Source organism: Ruegeria discodermiae (genome assembly GCF_030758345.1).
Lineage (GTDB): Bacteria > Pseudomonadota > Alphaproteobacteria > Rhodobacterales > Rhodobacteraceae > Ruegeria_C.
Window position 1 is genome coordinate 70,273 of sequence record NZ_JAVAMO010000002.1, and the last position, 22,463, is coordinate 92,735.

28 protein-coding genes are annotated in these 22,463 nt (G+C 60.8%); 10 read left to right on the forward strand and 18 right to left on the reverse strand.

Annotated elements, in window-relative coordinates; genetic code table 11:
- Positions 1-9 precede the first annotated feature (9 nt).
- Genes pqqB through pqqE form a run of 4 tightly spaced genes read left to right on the forward strand, consistent with a single transcriptional unit; the run spans position 10 to position 3,045 of the window.
- Positions 10-906, forward strand: a complete 897-nt coding sequence (gene pqqB / locus Q5Y75_RS07340) for a pyrroloquinoline quinone biosynthesis protein PqqB (RefSeq protein ID WP_306195830.1) — start codon at positions 10-12, stop codon at positions 904-906.
- Positions 903-1,664, forward strand: coding sequence for a pyrroloquinoline-quinone synthase PqqC (pqqC, locus tag Q5Y75_RS07345; protein ID WP_306195832.1), 762 nt, complete (start codon positions 903-905; stop codon positions 1,662-1,664). The genes pqqB and pqqC overlap by 4 nt, the downstream gene beginning before the upstream one ends.
- On the forward strand, positions 1,664-1,939 hold the full coding sequence (gene pqqD, locus Q5Y75_RS07350; protein ID WP_306195834.1) for a pyrroloquinoline quinone biosynthesis peptide chaperone PqqD: 276 nt from the start codon (positions 1,664-1,666) through the stop codon (positions 1,937-1,939). The genes pqqC and pqqD overlap by 1 nt, the downstream gene beginning before the upstream one ends.
- Positions 1,936-3,045, forward strand: coding sequence for a pyrroloquinoline quinone biosynthesis protein PqqE (pqqE, locus tag Q5Y75_RS07355; RefSeq protein ID WP_306195836.1), 1,110 nt, complete (start codon positions 1,936-1,938; stop codon positions 3,043-3,045). The genes pqqD and pqqE overlap by 4 nt, the downstream gene beginning before the upstream one ends.
- Before the next feature lie 6 nt (positions 3,046-3,051).
- On the opposite strand, the gene Q5Y75_RS07360 is transcribed toward pqqE, so the two are convergent.
- From Q5Y75_RS07360 to pedA1, 7 genes are read right to left on the reverse strand one after another with little or no spacing between them, the layout of a single operon-like run.
- The gene (locus tag Q5Y75_RS07360; RefSeq protein WP_306195838.1) at positions 3,052-3,648 is read right to left on the reverse strand and encodes an ABC transporter ATP-binding protein; all 597 of its coding nucleotides are present in this window, start codon (positions 3,646-3,648) and stop codon (positions 3,052-3,054) included.
- The gene (locus Q5Y75_RS07365) at positions 3,645-4,394 is read right to left on the reverse strand and encodes an ABC transporter permease (protein WP_306195840.1); all 750 of its coding nucleotides are present in this window, start codon (positions 4,392-4,394) and stop codon (positions 3,645-3,647) included. Before Q5Y75_RS07365 ends, Q5Y75_RS07360 begins: the two co-directional genes overlap by 4 nt.
- Positions 4,395-4,400: 6 nt before the next feature.
- Positions 4,401-5,366: an ABC transporter substrate-binding protein gene (locus Q5Y75_RS07370; protein WP_306195841.1), complete on the reverse strand. Its 966-nt coding sequence runs from the start codon at positions 5,364-5,366 to the stop codon at positions 4,401-4,403.
- A 26-nt stretch (positions 5,367-5,392) separates the two neighbouring features.
- Positions 5,393-5,644 (reverse strand): PepSY domain-containing protein, encoded by a 252-nt coding sequence (locus Q5Y75_RS07375; RefSeq protein WP_306195843.1) that lies wholly within the window; start codon positions 5,642-5,644, stop codon positions 5,393-5,395.
- 14 nt (positions 5,645-5,658) lie between these two features.
- Complete coding sequence (locus Q5Y75_RS07380) at positions 5,659-6,096, reverse strand: cupredoxin domain-containing protein (RefSeq protein WP_306195845.1); 438 nt, start codon at positions 6,094-6,096, stop codon at positions 5,659-5,661.
- A 19-nt stretch (positions 6,097-6,115) separates the two neighbouring features.
- The gene (locus Q5Y75_RS07385) at positions 6,116-7,087 is read right to left on the reverse strand and encodes a YVTN family beta-propeller repeat protein (protein WP_306195847.1); all 972 of its coding nucleotides are present in this window, start codon (positions 7,085-7,087) and stop codon (positions 6,116-6,118) included.
- Between the two features lie 12 nt (positions 7,088-7,099).
- Positions 7,100-8,272: a lanthanide ABC transporter ABC transporter substrate-binding protein PedA1 gene (gene pedA1 / locus Q5Y75_RS07390; RefSeq protein WP_306196471.1), complete on the reverse strand. Its 1,173-nt coding sequence runs from the start codon at positions 8,270-8,272 to the stop codon at positions 7,100-7,102.
- Positions 8,273-8,604: 332 nt separating this feature from the next.
- Between pedA1 and Q5Y75_RS07395 the strand changes: the two genes are divergently transcribed.
- From Q5Y75_RS07395 to Q5Y75_RS07405, 3 genes are read left to right on the forward strand one after another with little or no spacing between them, the layout of a single operon-like run.
- Positions 8,605-9,147, forward strand: a complete 543-nt coding sequence (locus tag Q5Y75_RS07395) for an SRPBCC family protein (protein ID WP_306195849.1) — start codon at positions 8,605-8,607, stop codon at positions 9,145-9,147.
- Positions 9,131-10,072 carry a YncE family protein gene (locus tag Q5Y75_RS07400; protein WP_306195851.1) on the forward strand — a complete coding sequence of 314 codons (942 nt, stop codon included), beginning with the start codon at positions 9,131-9,133 and terminating at the stop codon, positions 10,070-10,072. The genes Q5Y75_RS07395 and Q5Y75_RS07400 overlap by 17 nt, the downstream gene beginning before the upstream one ends.
- Positions 10,069-10,884 carry a quinoprotein dehydrogenase-associated SoxYZ-like carrier gene (locus tag Q5Y75_RS07405; RefSeq protein ID WP_306195853.1) on the forward strand — a complete coding sequence of 272 codons (816 nt, stop codon included), beginning with the start codon at positions 10,069-10,071 and terminating at the stop codon, positions 10,882-10,884. Before Q5Y75_RS07400 ends, Q5Y75_RS07405 begins: the two co-directional genes overlap by 4 nt.
- A 7-nt stretch (positions 10,885-10,891) precedes the next feature.
- Here Q5Y75_RS07405 and Q5Y75_RS07410 read toward each other — a convergent pair whose 3' ends face one another.
- From Q5Y75_RS07410 to Q5Y75_RS07440, 7 genes are all read right to left on the reverse strand, one after another.
- Positions 10,892-11,443, reverse strand: a complete 552-nt coding sequence (locus Q5Y75_RS07410; RefSeq protein ID WP_306195855.1) for a PQQ-dependent catabolism-associated CXXCW motif protein — start codon at positions 11,441-11,443, stop codon at positions 10,892-10,894.
- Entirely contained in the window at positions 11,440-12,282 is an 843-nt protein-coding gene (locus tag Q5Y75_RS07415) for a substrate-binding domain-containing protein (RefSeq protein WP_306195857.1), read from the reverse strand. The genes Q5Y75_RS07410 and Q5Y75_RS07415 overlap by 4 nt, the downstream gene beginning before the upstream one ends.
- Entirely contained in the window at positions 12,266-12,769 is a 504-nt protein-coding gene (locus Q5Y75_RS07420) for a c-type cytochrome, methanol metabolism-related (protein ID WP_306195859.1), read from the reverse strand. Before Q5Y75_RS07420 ends, Q5Y75_RS07415 begins: the two co-directional genes overlap by 17 nt.
- A 61-nt stretch (positions 12,770-12,830) precedes the next feature.
- Positions 12,831-14,633, reverse strand: coding sequence for a lanthanide-dependent methanol dehydrogenase XoxF5 (gene xoxF5 / locus Q5Y75_RS07425; protein ID WP_306195861.1), 1,803 nt, complete (start codon positions 14,631-14,633; stop codon positions 12,831-12,833).
- 123 nt (positions 14,634-14,756) lie between these two features.
- Positions 14,757-15,146, reverse strand: coding sequence for a c-type cytochrome (locus Q5Y75_RS07430; protein ID WP_306195863.1), 390 nt, complete (start codon positions 15,144-15,146; stop codon positions 14,757-14,759).
- A gap of 25 nt (positions 15,147-15,171) precedes the next feature.
- The gene (gene fghA / locus Q5Y75_RS07435) at positions 15,172-16,008 is read right to left on the reverse strand and encodes an S-formylglutathione hydrolase (RefSeq protein WP_306196474.1); all 837 of its coding nucleotides are present in this window, start codon (positions 16,006-16,008) and stop codon (positions 15,172-15,174) included.
- Positions 16,005-17,117: an S-(hydroxymethyl)glutathione dehydrogenase/class III alcohol dehydrogenase gene (locus Q5Y75_RS07440; RefSeq protein ID WP_306195865.1), complete on the reverse strand. Its 1,113-nt coding sequence runs from the start codon at positions 17,115-17,117 to the stop codon at positions 16,005-16,007. The genes fghA and Q5Y75_RS07440 overlap by 4 nt, the downstream gene beginning before the upstream one ends.
- 161 nt (positions 17,118-17,278) lie before the next feature.
- On the opposite strand from Q5Y75_RS07440, the gene Q5Y75_RS07445 reads away from it, so the two are divergent.
- Positions 17,279-17,902: a hypothetical protein gene (locus Q5Y75_RS07445; protein ID WP_306195867.1), complete on the forward strand. Its 624-nt coding sequence runs from the start codon at positions 17,279-17,281 to the stop codon at positions 17,900-17,902.
- A gap of 85 nt (positions 17,903-17,987) precedes the next feature.
- On the forward strand, positions 17,988-18,779 hold the full coding sequence (locus tag Q5Y75_RS07450) for a pentapeptide repeat-containing protein (RefSeq protein ID WP_306195869.1): 792 nt from the start codon (positions 17,988-17,990) through the stop codon (positions 18,777-18,779).
- 4 nt (positions 18,780-18,783) lie between these two features.
- Here the strand turns inward: Q5Y75_RS07450 and rpiB are convergent, their stop codons facing one another.
- Together rpiB and Q5Y75_RS07460 are read right to left on the reverse strand one after the other, a co-directional pair.
- Complete coding sequence (gene rpiB / locus Q5Y75_RS07455) at positions 18,784-19,233, reverse strand: ribose 5-phosphate isomerase B (protein WP_306195871.1); 450 nt, start codon at positions 19,231-19,233, stop codon at positions 18,784-18,786.
- 155 nt (positions 19,234-19,388) lie between these two features.
- Positions 19,389-20,426 carry a quinoprotein relay system zinc metallohydrolase 2 gene (locus Q5Y75_RS07460; RefSeq protein WP_306195872.1) on the reverse strand — a complete coding sequence of 346 codons (1,038 nt, stop codon included), beginning with the start codon at positions 20,424-20,426 and terminating at the stop codon, positions 19,389-19,391.
- A gap of 123 nt (positions 20,427-20,549) precedes the next feature.
- On the opposite strand from Q5Y75_RS07460, the gene Q5Y75_RS07465 reads away from it, so the two are divergent.
- Positions 20,550-21,362 (forward strand): quinoprotein dehydrogenase-associated SoxYZ-like carrier, encoded by an 813-nt coding sequence (locus tag Q5Y75_RS07465; protein ID WP_306195874.1) that lies wholly within the window; start codon positions 20,550-20,552, stop codon positions 21,360-21,362.
- Between the two features lie 57 nt (positions 21,363-21,419).
- On the opposite strand, the gene Q5Y75_RS07470 is transcribed toward Q5Y75_RS07465, so the two are convergent.
- On the reverse strand, positions 21,420-21,773 hold the full coding sequence (locus Q5Y75_RS07470) for a hypothetical protein (protein ID WP_306195876.1): 354 nt from the start codon (positions 21,771-21,773) through the stop codon (positions 21,420-21,422).
- Positions 21,770-22,444 (reverse strand): hypothetical protein, encoded by a 675-nt coding sequence (locus Q5Y75_RS07475; RefSeq protein WP_306195878.1) that lies wholly within the window; start codon positions 22,442-22,444, stop codon positions 21,770-21,772. Before Q5Y75_RS07475 ends, Q5Y75_RS07470 begins: the two co-directional genes overlap by 4 nt.
- Positions 22,445-22,463: the final 19 nt, after the last annotated feature.

Consider the following 22,463-nt stretch of genomic DNA (forward strand, 5'->3'; position numbering starts at 1 on the left):
AAGTCTGACATGACGTTGCGCGCGCGCATACTTGGGGCTGCTGCCGGTGGTGGATTGCCCCAGTGGAATTGCGGGTGCGACAATTGTAACTTGGCTCGGGCCGGGAAAATTCCGGCTCAAACCCAATCGTCACTCGCAGTTACTGTGGACGGCCTGAACTGGGCCGTCCTGAACGCGTCTCCGGATATCCGTATCCAGCTGTCGCAGGCCCCCTCTCTCTTTCCAACTGGCTTGCGGCAGCTTCCCCTGTCGTCAGTACTGGTCACCAATGGTGATATCGACCATGTGGCGGGTTTATTGACGCTCAGGGAAATGCAGGCTTTCAAACTATTCGCGACGGCGGGCATCCATGAGGTGCTGGCAGAGAACCCGATTTTTGAAGCCTTGAACAGCGCGGTTGTGGATCGGGTATCCATTGCCCTGGATAAACCATTTGAACTTGTGCCCGGTCTGATCGCGACCCTGTTTCCGGTTCCGGGCAAGGTGCCGCTATACTTGGAGGGCGAGACCGTGCAGACCGATATGATCGGCGAACAGACGGTTGGTGTCGCGCTGCAATCACAGGACAGCACCGCGTATTACATCCCCGGATGTGCCGCTCTGACGCCGGAGTTGCGGGACCGTCTCAAGGGGGCGGATTTGCTCTTTTTTGATGGTACCCTCTGGACCGATGACGAGATGGTGCGCGCCGGGCTAAGCCAGAAGACCGGCAAGCGCATGGGGCATATGTCGATGGACAGCCCCGACGGGTCGATCGCGGCCTTTTCGGATATCGACATCGCTCGGAAAGTTTTTGTGCATATGAACAACACCAACCCCGTTCTGCGACCCGACAGCGACGAGGGTGCGCAGGCCCGCGCCGCAGGATGGACCATCGGGCAGGACGGAATGGAGATCACGCTATGACCCAAACCCCGACTCCGAGCCGCGATGCATTCGAGGCAAGGCTGCGCCAGATCGGTGCGGAACGTTATCACGATCTGCACCCGTTCCATCACCGGCTGCATGGCGGCGCTTGCTCCCCGGATGAGGTACGCGCTTGGGTCATCAACCGCTATTACTATCAACATTCCATCCCGATGAAGGACGCCGCCTTCATGTCACGGGTCGAAGACCCCGCGTTGCGCCGTCAATGGCGCTCTCGTATTGAAGACCATGACGGCACCGCCGAAAACGAGGGCGGCATCCGGCGCTGGCTGCGTCTGGCCGAGGCGGTGGGACTGGACCCCGACTACGTCGCCTCTTGCGAAGGGGTGCTGCCCGCGACCAAATTCGCCGTCGATGCCTATGTTCGGTTTGTGCGGGAGAAGACCCTGCTTGAGGCCGTGGCTGCCTCGCTGACTGAGCTTTTCGCGCCTAAGATTCATGCCAACCGCATCGAAGGTTTGCTGCAGCATTACGATTTTGCTGATGACAGTTCGCTTTCTTACTTCAAAACCCGCCTGAAAGAAGCGCCCAAGGATGTGGCTTTTGGGTTGGCCTGGGTATTGGATCATGCTGACACAGCCGAGAAACAGGACGCCGCTGCCAAGGCGCTGATCTTCAAGACTGATATTCTCTGGTCGCAACTGGATGCACTTTGGGGGGCTTACGTGGAGCCCGCGCGCATCCCGCCGGGCGCATGGCAGCCGGGGACCGGGTTGCTCATGCGGCAGGCCTCGTGATGTTGGCGCAAGAGGTTCCCGCCCTGCCCCGTGGCGTGCGTCTGCACTTTGACAAGGTGCGCGAGAAATGGGTTCTGCTGGCACCGGAACGCGCCGTGACGCTGGACCAGATCGGCCACGCGATCCTGAGCGAGGTGGATGGCGCGCGCAGCTTTGGGCAGATCACCCGCGCTCTCTCTGAGAAATATGATGCCCCCGTCGATCAGATCGCCGAGGACAGCTCCGGCTTTCTGGATGCGTTGCGCAACAGGCGGTTTCTGGACGTGACAGCATGACCGGAATTGCCCCGCCAATTGCGATGCTGGCCGAACTGACCCATCGCTGTCCGCTATCCTGTCCCTACTGCTCAAACCCGGTCGAGATGGCCTTGCAGGAAAGCGAGCTGGATACCGATACCTGGGTCCGGGTGTTTCAGGAGGCTGCGGCGCTTGGCGTCCTGCAATTGCACCTGTCGGGCGGCGAGCCGGCATCGCGCCGCGATCTCGTGACGCTGGTGCAGGCAGCGCGCGATGCGGGGCTTTATACCAACCTGATCACTTCTGCCATAGGTCTAACCGAACGGCGGCTGGCTGAGTTGGATGCGGCGGGGCTCGATCACGTGCAACTGTCATTGCAGGGCACGGATGCAGACATGGCCGACCGTGTCGGCGGCTATCGTGGCGGTTTCAAGCGCAAGATGCAGACGGTGGAATGGATCAACCGGATCGGCTTTCCGCTGACCCTGAATTTCGTATTGCACCGACATAACGCGCATCAATTGGAACGCGCGCTGGAGATGGCACTGGAGATGGGCGCGCGGCGGATCGAGGTTGCAACCGTGCAGTTCCACGGCTGGGCACTTAAAAACCGCGACGCGCTGATGCCGACTCGCGCGCAGGCACGGGCGGTGACCCGGCAGGTCGAGGCCGCCCGCAAGGCTCACAAGGGCACGCTGGTCATCGACTACGTCCCGGCGGATTATCACGACGATTATCCCAAACGCTGCATGGGTGGCTGGGGCTCGACGGGGCTGAACGTGGCCCCAGACGGGCAGGTTCTGCCGTGTCATGCGGCGCAATCCATCCCGCATCTGCGCTTTGATCGGGTGCAGGACAAGCCTCTGGCCGAGATTTGGCACAATAGCTCTGCCTTCAACGCCTATCGCGGCACTGACTGGATGGCCGAACCTTGTCGCAGTTGCGAGCGCAAGACCGTGGATTTTGGCGGTTGCCGGTGTCAGGCGATGGCTATCGTGGGCGATGCCAGTGCGACCGATCCGGTCTGCATCAAATCCCCGCACCACAAGGCGCTACAGGCGCAGGCTGACGATCATGCTGCTCAGGGTGATGCGCCCTTTGTCCATCGAACTGCACCAGGCGCGGCGCGCGAACCTGCGGAATAGCGCGAGCTATCCCAGAACCGCACCGTCTGGTCCTGCCTTCAAACTGAGAACCCGATCTGCCAGCCGCTCGGCCTCGGCCTGCGCATGGGTGACAAACAGCGTGGCTGGGCGGTGTTGTGCGATCAGGTCTTCGGTAAGCGACAGCATGGTTTCAGCCGTGTCCTTGTCGAGCGAGACAAAAGGCTCATCCATGATCAGCAACTCGGGACGCCCCACAAAGGCGCGGGCCAGCGACAAGCGGCGCTGTTGGCCGAGCGAAAGCTGACCGGGAAAAAGCGTCTCTTTCCCCGCCAGCCCGACCCGGTCGAGCGCAGCGAGCGCATCGTTCCGGTCGAGGTCCGGGTGAACCAGCAGCAGATTGTCGAGCGCGGACCGCCAGGGCAGCAGCGTGGGTTCCTGAAACACGATGGCCTGCCGGTCGGGTCGTGCGACATGCCCGTCATAGTCCCGGTCGATCCCTGCGATCAGGCGCAGCAGTGTCGTTTTACCAATACCCGAGGGGCCGATTAGGGCCACCGTTTCACCCGCTGCGATCTGAAACGCGACGCGGCGCAGCACCGGCGTCGGGCCGAAGCGCTTGGCCTCTATTTCCACGCGGATCACGCGCGCCTCCATCGGCGGGCCTGCCGTTCCCACGGTTGCAGGATCAACCATTCGATCAGCAACATCACGCAGATGAAGGACAGGGCATAGACCAGCACCATCCCGACATCAAAGAGCTGGAAATAGAGATGTATCTGAAACCCGACACCCGAGGAGCGCCCGAGGAATTCAACCACCAGCACGATCTTCCAGATCAGGGACAGGCCGGAACGAGCTGCCGCCGCGATGAACGGGGCCAGTTGCGGCGCGATCACATGGCGCATCCGCACCCACCAGGACAGTCGATAGACCTTTGCCATCGCGTCCAGATCCGGGTCCAGCGCCCTACCCCCTTCGCGCAGGATGGTAGCGACATTGGGCACCTTGTTGAGCGTGACGGCGGTGATGGCTGCGGCCTCGGTCAGCCCGATCCAGAGGTAGCAGAGCACGATCAACACCAGCGCGGGCAGGTTCAGAAAGACCACCAGCCAGGGATCGAGCCATTGGTTCACCCGATCGGACCGGCCCATGGCCAGACCGATCATAGTGCCCAGCGTCATCGCAAGCACAAAGGCCCAGGCCACGCGGATCAGCGTCGCGCCCAGATTGCGCTGCAACTCGCCCGAGGCCAGTTCCTGACCGAATCTCGGGACGAGATCCCAAGGCGGCGGCAGGATTTGCGCATCATTGGTCAGCAGTGCGGCAACAACCCAAAGCGACAGCAAACCCGCAATCGACAAGACAGGCGTGAGGCGCGCGTCCTGCATGCGCCCCTATTCCACGGTCGCAAACAGGCCCGTTGGCACCGAGGTCGCATCGCCCACAAGATCGGGGCCGCCCAATTCGGCCATCAGCGCCAGCATCTTGTCCGCAGCTGCCTGATCCACCGGACCGCGCGCCGGGATGCCTGCGATCCAGTCCGAGCGCAACTGCTCGAACTGCGCATCAGTCTTGGCGTTCATCCGGGGGCGGATCGCCTCCCAGGCCTCGGGTGAGTTGGCCAGCAACTCCTTGGCCTCGCGGCTGGCGTCAAAGAAACTCTGCGCCAGATCGGGATGTTGGCTCAGGAAACTGTCCTTGAAGTAATAGCCCAATAGCGGGGTTTCTGCGTCAAGACCAAGTGCTGCGCCTGCCTGTTCGACCGAGATCAACTCTTTCATGCCGGAGGCTTTCATCTTGGCCAGAAAGTGCCAGAAATTGATCGCCCCGGCATAGTCACCACCCAGCGCCGATTTGAAGATCAGCGGCGGCGCGCCAAAGACCTGTTCGGTCTCGGCCTTCAGGTCCATGCCGTATTGCTGCGCCGCATAGGCCCGCAGGATCAGCCAGGACTTGTCCAGCGGCCCGCCCGCGATGCCAATTTTGCCACCGGCAAGGTCCTGTAGGGTGGTCGCGGTGCTGTCGCCGGGCACCACCACGCCGCCAACCGCCTTGGAATAGGGAATGAACACGTAATCCTTGCCCGCCGCCCGCTGCCGCGCGACCCAGATCCAGTCGGCAACGGCCATGTCCGCCTCATCGCCCTCGACCGCGATACGGGTCGCACCATTATCGGCGAAGGGCTGAACCTCCAGCGTGAAGCCATGCTTTTTGTCCAGCCCGTTTTCGATGATCGTTGCCAGTTCCCAGTTCACCGTCCCGATCTTCAGGACGGCGGCGCGGATCACCGGGTCGCTCTGTGCCGACACCGCTCCGGCCCAAAAGGCCAAGGCGGTGCAGAGGGCGATGAGAGTCCTCATGTGTTATCCCCCGTTTCAGGTTGCGCTTACTCCGCCCTGCGGCTCACCTCGTTGAGGTCCTTGTCCAGCTTGATATCAAACTGGTCGCCGCCCTTGCAAATGACGTCATCCAGATCATAGCCATCGTCCTCCACCTCGATGTCGTCTGGGTCCATCTGGCACTCGATCGAGGCGAGATAGGCTTCGATCTTGCCGACGGTTTCCGCGTCGGGGGCGTCGCTTGCCAGAGCTGGCGAGGCAACAAGGGCGGCAATTGCCAGAACAATGATCTGTTTCATGATTTTTCCTTTCGTCATTGAATGCTGATGGTCACGCTTTGCGAGTCGCCGGTGGAACCGGGAATCCGGATTTCATGGCGGCCGGGCTTGATCGCGATGAATGACAGTTCCGCGACACCGGCCTTGTCAAACTCGATACTGTCCACCGCCATAGGGCGGATTTCGATCTTGTTGATCACGATCTCGTTCATCCAGATCGCGCGGAAAAAGGAAGGGCCTTCGATAGCCAACTCAGCCGAACCGTCTGCGGTAATCTCAAGTTTGTAATAAGCACCCGATTGCAGCACCACATCCTCGCCCAGTGGCTGGCCCGACGCCAGCGTCAGCTTGATCGTCTCGCCTCGGTTGCATTTGGCCAGAAGCCCCGCAAAACCCAGATCGTCGCAGAGCGGTGTGGCGGCCACTGGCCCGCCCAAAGTTGCGGCCAGCGCCGCGATCATCAGTTTCTTCATCAAATTCCCTCCCGGAAAATCACTCAATAGTCACCACGCCCCAGGGCTGTTGCCCCACCTGTACCGATTTGATCGCCTTTTCGGCGGCCACATCGATTACGGTGATGTCGTTGGAATTGCCATTTGTCGTCAGCAGATACTTCTCATCCGGCGTGAAATCGAGTTGCCAGACGCGCTGCCCGACAAGGATATAATCCAGCACCTCAAGGCTTTGCGCGTCCACCACCGCAACGCGGTTGGCCGGTCCCAGCGCCACAAAGAGCCGCGTGCCGTCCGAGGTCACCTTGGCCCCTACCGGCTGCAGCCATTCGGGTTGCACGCCCGGCACCTCAAAGCCGATCTTGCCCACCACCGTCGGCGCGCCGTCGGCGTCGATATCCATCACCGTCACGGTGCCGCCGATCTCGGAGGTCACGAAGAGCCGCGAGCCGTCGGCGGTGTATTGGGCATAGCGCGGGCGCTGATCAACCAGCACATTGTGCTTGATCTCGTAATCCTCGGTCGAGATGAAGTGCGCCATATTCGTCGTCTCGGACGTGTTGACCACAAATTTCGAATCCGGGCTGATGCCCATGCCTTCGGGCTCCACACCAACGGGCACTTCGGCCAGGATGGTGCGGGTTTCGGTATCGGTCACCGTGACCAGATTGTCGTCTTCATTGGCGATGTAGAGCCGCTTGCCCGAAGGTTCGATCACGAACAGCTCCGGATCGGGGCCTGAGGGCAGGCTGGGCAGTTCCTCATAGGTCGAGGTGTCAAAAACCTTCACGATATTGTCGTCAGACGCACAGACATAGAGCTTGGTGCCATCCGGGCTGACAGTGATCCCGCGCGGTCGGTTGCCGCCGGGAAACTCGGTGATCACCTCCCAAGTCTCAGTGTCGAGCACGGTGATCGTGTTGCCCCGCTCGTTCGAAACAAAGGCTTTGCCCGCAAGGGCCGGACCGGCGATCAGCGCAGCCAGGGCGGTGGACAGGAACAGGGATTTCATACGCATCTCCACTTATTCAAAAGCCGTGCAACGGGATTCCGGGCGGTCGAGCCCCATCGTGTCCAGCGGCGAAACCTGATGCAGGAACCCTTCCTGCGGGCTGACGCTGACGGTGATCGAGCCATCGTAAAGCAGGATCGGCTGGCGCAACTGCCCGTTCCAGTCGCGGAAAGTCACCTTCTGGCCCTTGAAGGCCGCCAGTTCGAACGCATCCGACAGGGCATAATCGCGCACACCGTCGGGCTCGGCGGTGTTGGCCCGGGTGACCGCCTCGCCGATGACCCGCAGGGCCAGCCAGACATCGTAATCCTCGGGCTGCACATAGCGCCCGGTCAACACTTCAAACCGGGTCTGGTACTGGGTTGCGCCCCAGGCCTCATGTGCGCCGTGAAACGAGACGGGTCGCAAACCGCCCGCCCCCATCACCGGGCGCGGGTCCCACAGGTGATACGACAGGTAGCGGGCGAAATAGTCGCTTTCATCAGCGGCGATCACCACGTCATGGTCGTCGGCATCCTGCGTATCCAGCGGCAATTGCCGCTGCACCAGCACATGGCCGGAATCGGTGCGCCGCGAGCCGCCGGTATCCTCAAACGTGCGATCTTCGGTAATCTCTGCACCGAACTTTGTAGCCGCGCGACGAAAGGCATCGGCAAGCGCGATATCGTCAGGGTTCGATCCGGCGACCAGAAACCAGTCGCCCCACTTCTTCCAGACCGCAAATTGCGCCACTGCATCCGCATTCATTGCCCGCGAGGGCGTGACGTGCAGCAGATTACCCCGGCACTGATCATCGCGCAGCGCAATGTCGGGCGCGCGCGCGTTGAAGACCAACGCACCCGCCTCAGCCGCCTTGTCCGACAGGCGCAGCAGATCCTCGGCATTAGACAAAACGACGATCAGCCGGGTGCCATCGGCCAATATCTGCTCCAGTGCTGCATCCGCCTCTTCCGGTGGCACGGCGACATGGGCGGTGTCATATGTATGGCCCAGAAAGCTGCCAGTGGTGCCATTGTCCTCATCCGCCAGCATCGCCCCGGAAAAGCCAAGATCGTCGGGCCGCAGATCATAGCGCGAGATCGGCAGCAGCGACGGGTAGTCCACCCGCAGCACAGCGGCTTTGACGTCAATCGCCGCAGCCGCTGCAACAGACGCACACCAGAACAGGACCGCAAAAAGCGGCATCAGGTGGTAATGCACTATATCCTCCCGTGGCCCGCCTTGTTTTGTGCGGGCCCTCAATTCATGAGCGAGATACGCTCTGAAACGGAACCTATACTTTTGGCCGTGTTGTAAATCGAAGCGTAGCAGCTTCATCATTAAGCTCGATTCTTATTTTTTAAGAATGGGCTTATGCGGCTGATCTTGCTTCTGTTTCTCGGAGTTCTGCGGGCTGTTGCGGCCCTGCGGCCCAACAAGCGCGCTCTGGCGAATACACCCCCGCCGCCACTCGGTCACTGGCCCGTATTAGCTGCTGGATACGGGCTGGACGACACCATCTTCAGGGAGGAGATAGAATGAAACGACGGACATTCCTTGCCGCGGCCGGGCTTGCCCTGATCCCTGCGACCAGCTGGGCGCACGGACCCACACGGCAAAAGGTCACCCTGACCACCGAGGTCGCGGCCAGCCCGGAAGAGGTCTGGGAAATGATTGGCAACTTTCAGGATATGTCCTGGCATCCGGCGGTGTTTGCAACCAATGGCGAGGGCAGCAACGAGATCGACGCGACGCGGATCCTGACACTCGGGCAGGAGGGCGGGCCGACGATTACCGAAATCCTCTACAAATACAGCGCCGAGAAGATGAGCTATTCCTACCGCATCACCGAGGTCGCGGTGGAGGTACTGCCGGTCACGAATTATTCCTCGCATCTGACCGTGAAAACCCGCGATGGCGGCGGCTCGATCATCGAATGGCGTGGGGCGTTCTATCGTGGCTATCCCAACAACGACCCGCCCGAAGAGCTTAATGACGAGGCCGCCATCGCCGCCGTGACCGCGGTCTATCAGGCCGGGCTGGAGGCGCTTGCGGAACGTTTCGGTGCGGCGGGCTCATAAAGTCGTAGTCGTACTGGCGATACTCCTTCCCGCCCCGGCGGCAGGGGATATCGCCTATATCACCTGCCAGAATGGTGAGGAGTTAAGCCTGATCGATCTTGCCAGCGCGCGTGAGATCGATCGCTGGCACCTGCCTGGCAAACCCGCCGGGATTGCCGCTGGCGGGGATGCGCTTTTCACAGTGTCCCCCGGCAGCAAGATGGTTCGCCGTCTCTCTCGCGGCGGAGGGGTTTTCGCCGAGGTCACGCTGGAGGGAGGTCCGACCGGTGTAGCGCTGGATGCCGCGCGCGGGCGGCTCTTTGTGTCGGACTGGTATAATGCCCGGCTCTGGGTGCTGGACAGCGATACGCTCGCGACCGTTATGGAGCTGCCCACCGGTCCGTCGCCTGCCGGGATTGCGCTGTCGGAGGATGGGCGATTTCTGGCCTCCGCCGAGAAGGATGCTGATCAGGTTTCGGTCTTTGATGCTGCAAGTCTTGAACCACTGCGCCGGATCACGGTCGGCACACGCCCCTTTGGATTGCGCTTTGCCCCGACCGGGCTGCTATTTGTCGGTAATGTCGGCAGCAATGATGTGAGCGTGTTGGATGTGGCGACCGGCAAGACCCGCGCCACGATCCCGGTTGGCGAGCGCCCCTACGGGGTGGCATTTGCGGGCGCGCGTGCCTTTGTGACCGATCAATACGCCAACACTGTCAGCGTCATCGATCTGGAGACGCTGACACGCGAGACAACCATCGATGTGGGCGAATACCCCGAGGGCATAGATGTGACCCCCGACGGGCAATCGGTCGTGGTGGCCAACTGGTTTGACAACACAGTCAGCGTGATAGACCCAAACGGGCTCACTGTGCTAAACACGATAGAAACCTGCGATGGTCCCCGGGCCTTCGGTAGATTTGTTCTGGGAGGAGGACATCAATGAGAAAAACGGGCCTTATCGCCGCGCTTCTTTGCGCCACGGCACTGCCTGTCTTCGCCTCGAATGAGGCCTGGGACAATATTCGAACCCAGCTCTACGGGGATCGCGTCATGCTGAACGGGGACAGCGTAATCGCCATCGACGCGCCCTACCGAACGCCAGACGATGCTCGTGCGGAACTCGCCGCCCAGATCGTAGCGCCCGCAGGTCTGAAAGTGGGCAAGGTCACGCTGGTGCTGGACGAAAACCCAATGCCTGTCTCGGCGGTGTTCGAGTTGGATGAGCCGCAGGCCAGTTTCTATTTCGACGTGACCATGCGGGTGAACGGCCCGACCCCGATGCATGTGGTCGCCGAGACCACCGACGGGCGGCTTTGGGTGTCCGAGACCTTTGTCAAAACCTCGGGCCTTGGCGCTTGTGCGGCGCCGCCGGGCGCTGATCCGGAGCTGGCGCTGGCCTCGTTGGGGCAGATGGATGTTGAAGTTGTCGGTCGCGCGCCGACGCTCAGCACGATGGGCAAATTGTCGAACCTGTCTGCACGGGCGAACAAAATGGATCTGGATATCTCGCACCCCTCGCATTCGGGGATGCAGATGGACCAGATCTCGTTGCTGTTCATCCCCATGCGCTATGTCGAGTCCGTCGATATCGATCTGGATGGCGCAGGTTATATCGAGATGACAGGCTCGATCTCGCTGTCGGAGAACCCGCGCGTCGGTATCTCGGTGCCCAGTCGGTCGCAATCGGTGGATGTCAAGATGACCGACACCGATGGCACGGTCAGCCATCTGCACAAGAAACTCGCTGGGTTCTGAGTGCGGCTTACCCGCCCTGCACCGGCTGCGGTTCTTGCGGTGTGACGCGCTCCAGCGGGTAATCCCAAAGCGCCCAGCCGTCTGTGCCCTCCGGGAACCAATAGACGTTGGTATAGCCCCATTCGATCGCGCGCTTGGCGGCGTTCCAGCTCATCCAGCAATCCTCAAGACAGAAAAATACCACGGCGCGGTTGGCATCGCCTTTTGTGACCATTTCAAGCCCGCGCCGGAAATACTCTGCCGTGACATCGGCAATCGCGCCATAGCCCACATTGGGCAGCCAGATCGCGCCGGGAATGCTGTTGCGCGGTTTGTCGCGCCAGATCGTGCCCTCTGGCAGGTTGGCGGGTTTGGGGGCTTGCGGCAGCACGTCAATGAAACCTGCGTCGCCCTCCTGCCATAGCGCATGCGCCTCTTCGGGACCGATGGTGGTGCCCCCCGTCAGCCCCTCGGGTACTGGCGCGCGGTAATGGTCCATGCGATAATCGGGGGGCTCGGGCACGGTCTGGGCCAGCGCGGGGGATGTGATCAGCAAAAAGGCCACAAGGGCCCGGATCATTGCGTCGGCTCCAGCACCTCGGTACCCAGATCGTTGACCAGCGGCACGCCTGCCTCAAAGAGCAGCGCGTTGATGTCATCCTGATTGCGCCGGATCAGTGAGTTCAGCTTGCGCTGCCAGACCTTTTCACCCTGACGCACTCCCATCGTGATGCGGAAGAACAGGCGCGGCGGTAGCTCTTCGTTGACCAGAGGGATCACTTTCATCCCCGGATAGTCGGCTTTCACGAGCGGCCCACCCAGCGGCCCCCAGAGGATCGCCGCATCAATCTCGCCCGCTTGCAGATCATTCAGCATGTCAACGGCCGGGCTTTCGACGCGCCGATCCACGACCAGATTATAAGGTTTTGCTTTTCCAATCAGACCATTGCGTGCCATATGTGCGGCTGGCGGCGTGCCTGCCACGATACCGATGCGCCGGTCCTTGAGCGCAGGGTCCGACAGTGTATCAACGCCCGTCAAATCGCCATCTTCCTTTACGATCAAAGCATAGGCAGAGGTGTAGTAATGGTTGGTGTTCTGGACCAGTTCATGGCCCTGGGCATACCCCATCACGATATCACAGCGCTTGGCCATCAGCGTGTTGCGGATGAAGCCCGTGGCCTGAGGGAACCAGACATATTGCACCGGAAGCTCCAGCTGCTCGGCGATCAGTTCGGCCAGCTCGTTCTCATATCCGGTCTCATCCTCGGTCGAGACCGGGTAATTCGCCGGATCTGCGCAGACTCTCAGGGCGTTCTGCGAGACAAGATCAGAGGTTTGTGCACCTCCAACCTCCGGCTGGACCAGACCGGCCAGAAGGCCAAGCAAAGCAAGAAAGGCTTTAGCCCATGCAGGCATCTTCATCCTCGCGGATCACATCCGACTTGGCTTCTTTCTTCGGTGGCCGCCCGCGCGGGATCGCACCCGAGCCATGGGCCTTGAGATAGACATAGATGTCGTCGAGATAGCACATCACATTCGGGTTCTCGCCAAAGCTTGGCATGACCGACTGCTCCGATGCGCTGACATTCTTGATCCCGTTGGTGACGGCATCAACAAAGTCGTAATAATCCATATCGACCGCAGAGTTCTTCAGCGCTGGCGCATAGGTCGAGCCCTCGCCATCGGGTCCATGACAGACATGACATTCCGCATGGTAGCGCCGGAAACCCGAAAATGTCAGCCAGTCGACGGTCCCATCATCGGTGATGTTGTAGGTCGGGATGTCATCATCGGTGAAATAGCGGCCATCCTCGGAATATGCGGCGGCCAGATTATCTGCCGACGCGGCGAAGGGAAGGCCAGCCAAAAGGCCGATTGCGAAAACGCTTACTGGGTATTTCATGAATGTCTCACCTGGTTGCGGTTCGTGTGGCGCGACCCGAAGGCCGCGCCAGACTGTGTCATCAGTTCGGCAGCGCGAACACGGTCAGCTGACCACCCAGCGCGGTGTAGTCGCTGAGCGCAGCATAGCCGCCCACGGCGCCCAGACCGTCATTCGGGTTGGTCAAACCAGCCGCCAGACCGATCCCGGCCCAGCCACCGACACCCGACAGGATACCGATATACTGCTTGCCGCCCTGCTCATATGTCATCACGTTACCGATGATGCCGGACGGAGTCTTGAACTTATAAAGCTCCTCACCGGTTTCCGCATGCACGGCCTTCAGGAAGCCTTCGAGTGTGCCGTAGAACACCACGTCCCCAGCCGTTGCCAGAGCACCGGACCAGACCGAGAACTGCTCGGGCAGCGACCACTTGATCGACCCGTCAGTGTTGTCCCAGGCGATGAAGTTGCCCATGCCGCCATGGCTGTCCGGGGCCGGGTACATTGCCAGCGTCGCACCCACATAGGGCTGACCAGCGGTGTAGGACACGCGGAACGGCTCATAATCCATGCAGACATGGTTGGTTGGCACATACATCAGCTGCGTTTTTGGCGAATAGGCCGCAGGCTGCTGGTCTTTGGTGCCCAGAGCCGCAGGGCAGATACCGGTCGAGTTCACGTCCTCGCCATTCTGCTCGGTTGAGTATTGCGCCACAACCGCCGGACGACCATAGGTTTCGCTGTTGGGGTCCATGTCGACGCCCGTGGTCCAGTTGACCACCGGATCGAACTTCTCGGCCACCAGCAACTCACCCGTGACACGGTCCATGGTGTAGCCCAGACCGTTCCGGTCGAAATGGGTCAGAAGCTTGCGCTCCGTGCCATCAATTTCCTGCTCCGTCAGGATCATTTCATTGATGCCGTCATAGTCCCATTCGTCATGCGGGGTCATCTGGTAGAACCACTTGGCCATACCGGTATCGATGTCACGCGCCATGACGGTCATCGACCAGCGATTGTCGCCGGGCCGCTGCGCCGGATTCCAGGTCGACGGATTCCCGGTGCCGTAATACATCAGGTTCTCGTCCAGATCAGCAGAATACCAGCCCCATGTGGTGCCGCCGCCGATCTTCCACTGGTCACCTTCCCAAGTGTTGGTGCCCGAGTCCGCGCCAACCGGTTTGCCCAGATGCGTGGTTTTTTCCGGATCAACCAGAATATCGGAATCCGGACCCATGGAATAGGCGCGCCAGACCTGCTCGCCCGAGTTCATGTCATAGGCCGTCACAGACCCGCGCACACCGAATTCACCACCCGAGATGCCGACGATCACCTTGTCCTTGATCGGCAGCACGGTGGCTGTGTTGGTTTCACCGATTGCGGGGTCACCGTTTTGCACTTCCCAGACAACATCGCCGGTCTTTGCATCGAGTGCCACGACCTTGGTATCCGCCTGATGCAGGAAGATCTTGCCTTCCGCATAAGCCACACCGCGGTTGACGGTGTCACAGCACATGACCGGGATCACGTCCGGGTCCTGTTTGGGCTCGTATTTCCAGACGATCTTACCCTCATTCGCCAGATCCAGCGCATAGACGATATTGGGGAATGGCGTATGCACATACATCATGTCGCCAATCACCAGCGGCGAGCCTTCATGCCCGCGCAGAACGCCGGTCGAGAAGGTCCATGCCACCTGCAGATCGCCAACGTTATCCGCGTTGATCTGATCCAGCTCGGAATAGCGCTGGTTCTTGTAATCCCCCGTCTGGATCGCCCATTGCTTGGGGTTGTCCATCTGGGAAACAAGGTCGTCATTCGCGAAGGCCATACCGGCGACACAAACGGCGATCCCGGAAGTCAAAAGCGATAGCTTTCTCATTCGTTCTCCTCCCTTGAGTGCGGCATGAAAGCCGCGGTGATACATCTGACCCGGGATCGGGCCCGATGTCCTTGAATGCCCGCCCGCCATGTCTCTCCTCAGGCGGGCGAACAATTTGGTGTCTTACGAGCCTTCGTCTGGGAAGGTCGCAAGATATGCGATCACGTTCACACGTTCATCTTCCTTGCGCAGACCGGCAAAGGACATCTTGGTGCCCTTGGCATAGTCACGCGGTTTGATCAGGAAGGCGTCCAGTTCCTCAGGGCTCCAGACGACACCCTCCTCCGACATGGCAATCAGCGTGTCGGAATATTTGAACCCGTCGATCGTACCGACCTGCCGACCCACGATGCCGTTCAGGACCGGCCCCACCTTGTTTTCGGCGCCTTCGCCCACCGCATGGCAGGCTTTGCACTTGCGAAACACTTTCTCGCCCTTGGCCGCATCCCCTTCGGCAGCTGCAACAATGGGCAGGGCCATCAGGCATATGGTCGAAATTATAGGTCTGAACACGATCGATTTTTCCTTGCTGTCTTGATTAGCTGAGTCGCGCGGCATGCCAGGCCACATGGTCCCGCGCAAATGTATTCACGAAGAAATATGAATGGTCATATCCCCGCTGGATGCGCACTTGTCCGGGCTGCCGGCGCTTGGCCATCATATCGGCCAGAGCTTCGGGCTTGAGAAGATCCAGAAACTGATCGCTGGCCCCCTGGTCCACCAGCAATTCGCCTTTCCAGCCATGCTCCTCCAGCAGCAGGGTCGCATCATGTTCGACCCAGGCGCTTTCATCGTCGCCCAGATAAGAGCTGAGTTGCTTGCGACCCCAATCGGATTGGGTGGGATGGGCGATGGGTGCAAAGGCGGACAGCGAGTCGAACAGATCGGCATTCCGGATCGCGATTGTGATCGCGCCATGCCCGCCCATGGAATGGCCGGTGATGCCGTGACGGTCCTGAACCGGCAGATTATCCACCACGATCGCGCGCAGCTCGTTCACCACATAGTCATACATGCGGAAGTTCGACCGCCAGGGATCGCGGGTGGCATTCACATAGAACCCCGCCCCCTGCCCCAGATCATAGGCCTCGTCATCGGCCACACCCTCGCCACGCGGCGAGGTGTCGGGGAACACAACCGCCAGACCGTGCTCGGCGGCATGTTCCTGAAACCCGCCCTTGGTCATCGCGTTCTCATGGGTGCAGGTGAGGCCGGACAGGTACCAGAGCACCGGTACCGGACCGTTGGCGGCCTGCGGCGGCAGGTAAATGGCAAAGGTCATCTCGCAGTCGCAGATTTGCGACTGGTGCGTATACACGGTCTGGGTTCCCCCAAAGCACCGGTTTTCCGCTATGACCTTGAGATCCATGCTCAGTACTCCACCACCGCGCGGATGGACTTGCCCTCGTGCATCAGGTCGAACCCGTGGTTGATCTCATCCAGGGTCAGCTTGTGAGTGATCATCGGGTCGATCTCGATCTTGCCGTCCATGTACCAGTCCACGATCATCGGCACGTCGGTTCGCCCCCGCGCGCCGCCAAAGGCCGTACCACGCCAGGAACGCCCGGTGACCAGCTGGAAGGGCCGTGTTGAGATTTCGGCCCCGGCGGGTGCCACGCCGATGATGATGCTTTCGCCCCAGCCCTTATGGGCGCACTCCAGCGCCGTGCGCATCACGCTTACATTGCCGGTCGCATCAAAGGTGTAATCCGCCCCGCCGCCGGTCAGTTCAACCAGATGCGCGACCATGTCGCCCTCGACCTTTGACGGGTTCACGAAATCGGTCATGCCGAACTGCGTCGCCATCTCGGCCTTGCCGTCATTCAGATCAACGCCGACGATCTGGTCAGCCCCGGCCAAGCGCAGCCCCTGAATGACATTCAGGCCAATGCCACCAAGCCCGAACACCACGCCGCGCGAGCCGATTTCGACCTTGGCGGTGTTGATCACCGCGCCGATACCGGTAGTGACGCCACAGCCGATATAGCAGACCTTGTCAAACGGCGCGTCTTTGCGGATCTTGGCCAGCGCGATCTCGGGCACAACCGTGTGATTGGCGAAGGTCGAACAGCCCATATAGTGGTGGATCGGCGTGCCATCGAGCATCGAGAACCGGGTCGTTCCATCCGGCAGCAGCCCCGCCCCCTGGGTCGCCCGCACCTTCTGGCACAGGTTGGTCTTGGGGTTCAGGCAATACTCGCATTCGCGGCATTCAGGGGTATAGAGCGGGATGACATGGTCGCCCACCGCGAGGCTGGTTACGCCCTCACCCACCTCCAGAACAACACCGGCGCCTTCGTGACCCAGAATTGCGGGGAAAATGCCCTCGGGGTCCGCGCCTGACCGTGTGAACTCGTCAGTGTGGCAGAGCCCGGTCGCCTTGATCTCGACCAGAACCTCTCCTGCCTTGGGACCTTCAAGCTCAACCTCCATGATTTCCAGAGGTTGACCCGCTGCCACAGCAACCGCCGCGCGTGTTCTCATATTCGACATTCCTCCCTTGCGCCGACCTCAAGCAAAAGCCGGGCTTTTATCGGAGTATGGCGGTGAGACTCTATAGGGAACAATTGAGACAATGGTGTGTATTGGGGCGAATAGACTCGGTCCCTCCGCTTCGCATAGGGTAACGCGAGGAGGAGTTGCCAATGCTGATTACCAAGCCGTTTGTCTTCGCCCTGGCGCTGACGTCCATGGCAGCCTCTGGTCATGCGGCGGAATTCTCAGACCCAACCTGGCCTTGTGTGCAACGCAAGGTGGAACAGCTGTCTCTGGGTCTAATGTGGCCGCATCCGGTGGATACCACCCGGATCGAGGGAGATGACGTCTTGGGTCTTGAAGTGGCCGAACTCGCCGATGCCCTGGCATTACGGCGGGTCGAGCTGGAGGATCTGCGCCCGCAAGTCGCTGCCTTTGCAGACCGGCACAATGGTGATCCCGCAGTGCTTGGGCTGGTCTTCGATCGCGTTTTCAACGGGTTGTCCAAGCGCCGCACGCGAATCATTTCCGGAATTGGCGAGTTTTCCCTCAGCCAGATCGGCCTCGCGGAACAGATCGACAAGGTCCGCGCTGAAATGGATACCGCGATGGCTGCTGAATCCCCCGATTTTGACAAGGTCGACAAACTGGAAGAGCAACTGGACTGGGATCAGCTGATCTATTCCGACCGCCAGCGCTCGATCACCTATCTGTGCGAAACGCCACAGATCATCGAACGTCGCCTGTTTGCAATCGCCCAAATGCTGCAAGCGGCGGTTCAGGATCAGGGCTGACCACCCGCCCGCGCCCAAGGTCTGAATTGCGGCACCCGCTCTAGGCCCCTATCCTTCCGACTTCAGGACCTGTGGGAGGGGAGTGATGAAACCCATATGCACTGCGCTGCTGGCGCTGGTCTTGTCATTTGCAACGGTCTCGGTTCAGGCGCAATCGGCGTTGGACGGTGTCGATATGTCTCTGCCCAAAATGACCGAAACGCAGATGTCCCGCGCCGAGGTGATCGCCCGGCTTGAGGCCGCGACGCAGGACGCCCCCGCCGATTTCACCCGTGTCTGGCTGAACGGTCTCGACCTGTCGGAGCTTGATTTTTCCGGCGCGATCCTGCGTGCGGCCTCGCTGAACGGTGCCAATCTGTCGAGGTCGAATTTTGACGGCGCAACGCTCAGCCAGGCCTGGATGATCGGGGCGAATCTGAGTGGCGCATCGCTGATTGGGGCGGAACTCTTTCAGACACAGCTTGGCCGGGCCAACCTGAAGGGTGCCGATTTCACCAATGCCAGAACCGCCGCCGATTTCACCAAGGCCGACCTGACCGGGGCGATCTTTCGCGGGGCGGATTTTTCCGCCGATATGCGCAATCAGTCGATGGGGCTGATGCGTGGTGTGCTGACCTCGGCGCGCGGCACAGGTGCGGATTTCACAGGCGCCCAGATGTCGCGTGCCGATCTGGAATTTGCCAAACTGCCCGGAGCGAACTTCACCGATGCCGATCTGTCTATGGCCACGCTGGGTGGCGCGGACCTGTCTGATGCGGAGCTTGCGGGCGCAAATTTCATGGATGCTGATCTGACCTCCACACGTCTGACCGGCGCGCGCGGAACCGATCAGGCCAATCTGGATTCCGCCAGAAACCTCAACCGAGCCTTTCGGTAAGGGCCTACCCCTCTAGCGCGTCGATCATGTCCACCCGTGTGGCATGGCGACCGCCCTCAAAGCGGGTGTTCAGAAACGCATCCACGATATCGAGCGCCAGCCCCTCGCCCACGACGCGCGCGCCCAGTGACATCATGTTGGCGTCATTGTGCTGGCGAATCATGCGGGCCGAGAACGTGTCGACGCAGACGCCGCACCGGATGCCCTTTACCTTGTTCGCCGCCATCATGATGCCCTGACCGGTGCCGCACAGGATGATCCCAAACTGGCAGTCACCCGCAGCAACCTGCCGCGCCGCCGCTTCGCCGTGTTTGGGATAGTGTGTGCTCTCCGGTGTAGTTGGTCCGATATCCACCACATCCCAACCTTGCGCCGCGATATGGTCTGCGATGACCAGTCGGAGCGGAATGGCCGCGTGATCACTCGAGAGAACGATGCGTTTGCTGTCTGTCATGTAGAGGTGGTCCTGTTTCCAAGGCAGCTGTGCCGATTTGGCGTTGTTGGATCAGGTAATCCCGGCCTCGTCAATTTGCTCATCGCCGAATATCGGGAAATAACACCAAAACACTCCGGTAAACCGCAAGAATGCGATCGCCTTTAGGGCACAGGCTATTCCCATTCCAGTTCCGTGAAGGACACTGTGGCGTTGCGCGGGTTGTAGGCTTCGAACAGATCCCAATGCTCGGCCTCGCTTTCTGCGATGCTCTCGACCGCATCACCCAGCCGCGCGCCAGCGTCGATGGCTGCCCGCGTATCCCGTTCAAGCACTTCGAGATAGCGCCGCTGATCCGTCGCGCCACCGGGCCAGTCCAGCACCGGCCCGCCATGGCCGGGCACGACCCGCACCGCATCGATCTCCGCCATCTCGGCCAAGACCGCCTGCCAGCCCAGCAATTGCCCATCCAGCGCGGGCGTGTGCCGATGAAACACCAGATCCCCGGCAAAAAGCGTGCCTGAACCGTGGTCTAGCACCGTCAGGTCATTGCCCGTATGCGCCGTCGGCCAGGCCCGCAGTTCCAGCACGCGCCCACCAAGATCGATCTGATGCGTGCCGTCGACCGCCAGTTCGACCGGTACCGGCCCGACGCCCACCAACTCCTCCGGCCCGATCAAGCTGCCGAAGCTTTCGACATAATTGCCCATCCGGTCCACAAGAGCGCGTGTCAGGCCCGCATGGCCCACCACCTGCGCCCCCGATGTTGCCAGAGGTGCCGTGCCAAACACGTGATCGGGATGCATATGAGTGAGGATCACATGGCTGACCGGTTTATCGGTTTGCGCCCGGATCGCCCGCCAAGTGCCCTCGCCCATCCACGGCGCGCTGCCGGTATCGATCACCGCAACACTGTCCGGCCCAATGACAAACCCGATATTCGAGATATCGCCGCGATTGGTCCGGTCCGGCTCTGCGATCTGGCCCAGATGGGCAAAGACGCCCGGCGCGACCTCCTGAAAGGACAGGCTGATGCCAACCGGTCTGCAAACCGGCGCGTCGCGGACCATCAGACCCTCCGCCGCAACTGGCGGATCGGCTGCCAGCAGTTCCTGACACTGGGCTTCGGTCGCGGCCTCGTACCCCGGCAAAAGCTGGTCGCGGCAGGGCCCGTCAGACAGCGTCAGACAGACGGTTACCAATGCTTCAAACATGGCGACACCTCCACTGTGAACTGTGCCACACGGTTTTGTGTAGACCACGCAGCCTTTAGTCGGAGTATATTTTCATGAGCTTTTGTGCCATAAGACGCGGCACCGGTTGCCGGAGGAGACAACATGGCCCCACATTTCGTATGCACAGCGGCACTCATCTCGGTGCTGTCGCTGCCCGTTTTCGCGGGTGAGACTGTCAAGAACCCGTTGACCACAAGCGAAACCTGGCAGGACCTGCAATATGATGTTGTGGGCGAGGCTCAGATCGGGGCCGCCGACACGCTTCTATCACTAGATGCGCCCTATCGCGCACATGACGCCGCCACTGTTCCGGTTGTGCTGAAACAGATTGACCCCAACGCACAAATTACCGCCGCCACGGTGGTGATCGACGAAAACCCGGCCCCGATTGCAGGTGTTTTCACCTTTTCCCCGGCCATGGGTCAGCTGGATTTCGAGATGCGCGTGCGGGTGAACCAGTATTCCAACGTGCGGGTTATCGCCGAAACGCCCGAGGGACTGCATATGACCGGACGCTTTGTCAAAGCATCGGGCGGATGCTCGGCCCCGGCCACCAAAGACCCCGAAGCGGCGCTGGCCTCGATGGGCAAGATGAAACTGCGCATGTTCGGGGAGGCCGCACAGATTTCGACGCCCCGCCGCGAGGCGCAGATCATGATCCGCCACCCGAACTATTCGGGCCTGCAGCGTGACCAGATCACGCAGCTCTTTATTCCGGCGCATTTCATCGACCACCTTGAGGTCTGGCAGGGCGAGGAATTGCTCTTCACCATGGATGGCGGCATCTCTATCTCGGAAAACCCGGCCTTCCGCTTCGCCTATAACGACAACGGCGCGACGACGCTGACGGTCAAGGCGACGGATACCGAGGGCAACAGCTTTGAGACCGACCTGCCCAAAGCCGCCTCAGGCTGATATCTACGATAGTGGGCTTTACGGCTGCACGGCGCGTCGGGCGTAGGTTGGTGTGGGTCAGAAACAGACCACCTCTGCTTCGGCCTGTGCGCGGCGCAGTTCTGCGACCAGATTTTCGGCCATTGCCGCGCTTTTGAAGAACGACATGCGCTCGCCGCCAACACGCCGCATCGACAGCACCGTCTCCGCCTGCAGATAGGTTTCATAGGGCAGAATGGAAGCGATCAGATCGATCGAACAGGAACATCTGTCCAGCATTTCCCGGGTCTGCCCGTTGGTCACCATACAGGCAAAGACATAATCAGCCCGCGCGGCGGTCGGGTAATCGTTCAGCCGGTCGGCAACGCTCTGCGCCATGCCCGCAACCGGCAGGCACAGGGCCAGAAGCGTCGCAGCGAACCCGCGCCTCATTGCGTGCCCTCCAGCCGGTCGAACACCATTTCCGAGCGGTAGACCGCCTCGCCGCCCACCTCGGGCAGGGCTTCGGCCACCAGTTTGACATACCAGCCCGGCACGTCTTCCGAGACGGTCACGCTCAGGACCAGATCGCCGAAGCCACGCATGCGGTCACGGTTGGGGTCTTCTTCGAAGGGGCGCAGTCGGACAGTTTGGGTGGTGATCGGCTCGCCATCGACAATCGTCTCGCCCGTTTCCACCTCGGCAGGCTGGATCAACGCGTCTTTCACGCGGTTGCGGATGTAAAACGGACTGCCGCCCGCCGATTCCGCCATGTCGCGGACCGCGCTTTCGTAAAAGACCATGATCATCGGATTGCCGACGTTCGCAGGAAACACGCCCATGGCGCGGTGTTTCTGGTCTTGTCGGAACTCCAGATGCGCCATATCAGACGCATCATCTTTGAAAGTCAGCGCGATCTGGCCCGTGTCACGCTCTGCCGTTTCGGGTTTGAGCTGGTTCGACACCGTCCGCCGATAGATCAGAGCCGCGTCGCGATCCACGCTGTCGAGCGTTCCGTCGCGAAACAGCAGTTCATAGGTTTCCTCGCCATCCAGCGATGCCGACAACGCCAGACCGGCGCTCAACAGAACAGATAGCAGACCGGCCAGAAGCGCTTTGATCATATTTGGTCCTCCGTGGCAG

What these genes read in the sequence shown, in the direction of transcription:
- pqqB (WP_306195830.1), top strand. Translation starts at nt 10, where the DNA reads ATGACGTTGCGCGCGCGCATACTTGGGGCTGCTGCCGGTGGTGGATTG.
- pqqC (WP_306195832.1), top strand. Translation starts at nt 903, where the DNA reads ATGACCCAAACCCCGACTCCGAGCCGCGATGCATTCGAGGCAAGGCTG.
- pqqD (WP_306195834.1), top strand. Translation starts at nt 1,664, where the DNA reads ATGTTGGCGCAAGAGGTTCCCGCCCTGCCCCGTGGCGTGCGTCTGCAC.
- pqqE (WP_306195836.1), top strand. Translation starts at nt 1,936, where the DNA reads ATGACCGGAATTGCCCCGCCAATTGCGATGCTGGCCGAACTGACCCAT.
- Q5Y75_RS07365 (WP_306195840.1), bottom strand. Translation starts at nt 4,394, where the DNA reads ATGCAGGACGCGCGCCTCACGCCTGTCTTGTCGATTGCGGGTTTGCTG.
- Q5Y75_RS07370 (WP_306195841.1), bottom strand. Translation starts at nt 5,366, where the DNA reads ATGAGGACTCTCATCGCCCTCTGCACCGCCTTGGCCTTTTGGGCCGGA.
- Q5Y75_RS07375 (WP_306195843.1), bottom strand. Translation starts at nt 5,644, where the DNA reads ATGAAACAGATCATTGTTCTGGCAATTGCCGCCCTTGTTGCCTCGCCA.
- Q5Y75_RS07380 (WP_306195845.1), bottom strand. Translation starts at nt 6,096, where the DNA reads ATGAAGAAACTGATGATCGCGGCGCTGGCCGCAACTTTGGGCGGGCCA.
- Q5Y75_RS07385 (WP_306195847.1), bottom strand. Translation starts at nt 7,087, where the DNA reads ATGAAATCCCTGTTCCTGTCCACCGCCCTGGCTGCGCTGATCGCCGGT.
- pedA1 (WP_306196471.1), bottom strand. Translation starts at nt 8,272, where the DNA reads ATGCCGCTTTTTGCGGTCCTGTTCTGGTGTGCGTCTGTTGCAGCGGCT.
- Q5Y75_RS07395 (WP_306195849.1), top strand. Translation starts at nt 8,605, where the DNA reads ATGAAACGACGGACATTCCTTGCCGCGGCCGGGCTTGCCCTGATCCCT.
- Q5Y75_RS07405 (WP_306195853.1), top strand. Translation starts at nt 10,069, where the DNA reads ATGAGAAAAACGGGCCTTATCGCCGCGCTTCTTTGCGCCACGGCACTG.
- Q5Y75_RS07410 (WP_306195855.1), bottom strand. Translation starts at nt 11,443, where the DNA reads ATGATCCGGGCCCTTGTGGCCTTTTTGCTGATCACATCCCCCGCGCTG.
- Q5Y75_RS07415 (WP_306195857.1), bottom strand. Translation starts at nt 12,282, where the DNA reads ATGCCTGCATGGGCTAAAGCCTTTCTTGCTTTGCTTGGCCTTCTGGCC.
- Q5Y75_RS07420 (WP_306195859.1), bottom strand. Translation starts at nt 12,769, where the DNA reads ATGAAATACCCAGTAAGCGTTTTCGCAATCGGCCTTTTGGCTGGCCTT.
- xoxF5 (WP_306195861.1), bottom strand. Translation starts at nt 14,633, where the DNA reads ATGAGAAAGCTATCGCTTTTGACTTCCGGGATCGCCGTTTGTGTCGCC.
- Q5Y75_RS07440 (WP_306195865.1), bottom strand. Translation starts at nt 17,117, where the DNA reads ATGAGAACACGCGCGGCGGTTGCTGTGGCAGCGGGTCAACCTCTGGAA.
- Q5Y75_RS07445 (WP_306195867.1), top strand. Translation starts at nt 17,279, where the DNA reads ATGCTGATTACCAAGCCGTTTGTCTTCGCCCTGGCGCTGACGTCCATG.
- Q5Y75_RS07450 (WP_306195869.1), top strand. Translation starts at nt 17,988, where the DNA reads ATGAAACCCATATGCACTGCGCTGCTGGCGCTGGTCTTGTCATTTGCA.
- rpiB (WP_306195871.1), bottom strand. Translation starts at nt 19,233, where the DNA reads ATGACAGACAGCAAACGCATCGTTCTCTCGAGTGATCACGCGGCCATT.
- Q5Y75_RS07460 (WP_306195872.1), bottom strand. Translation starts at nt 20,426, where the DNA reads ATGTTTGAAGCATTGGTAACCGTCTGTCTGACGCTGTCTGACGGGCCC.
- Q5Y75_RS07465 (WP_306195874.1), top strand. Translation starts at nt 20,550, where the DNA reads ATGGCCCCACATTTCGTATGCACAGCGGCACTCATCTCGGTGCTGTCG.
- Q5Y75_RS07470 (WP_306195876.1), bottom strand. Translation starts at nt 21,773, where the DNA reads ATGAGGCGCGGGTTCGCTGCGACGCTTCTGGCCCTGTGCCTGCCGGTT.
- Q5Y75_RS07475 (WP_306195878.1), bottom strand. Translation starts at nt 22,444, where the DNA reads ATGATCAAAGCGCTTCTGGCCGGTCTGCTATCTGTTCTGTTGAGCGCC.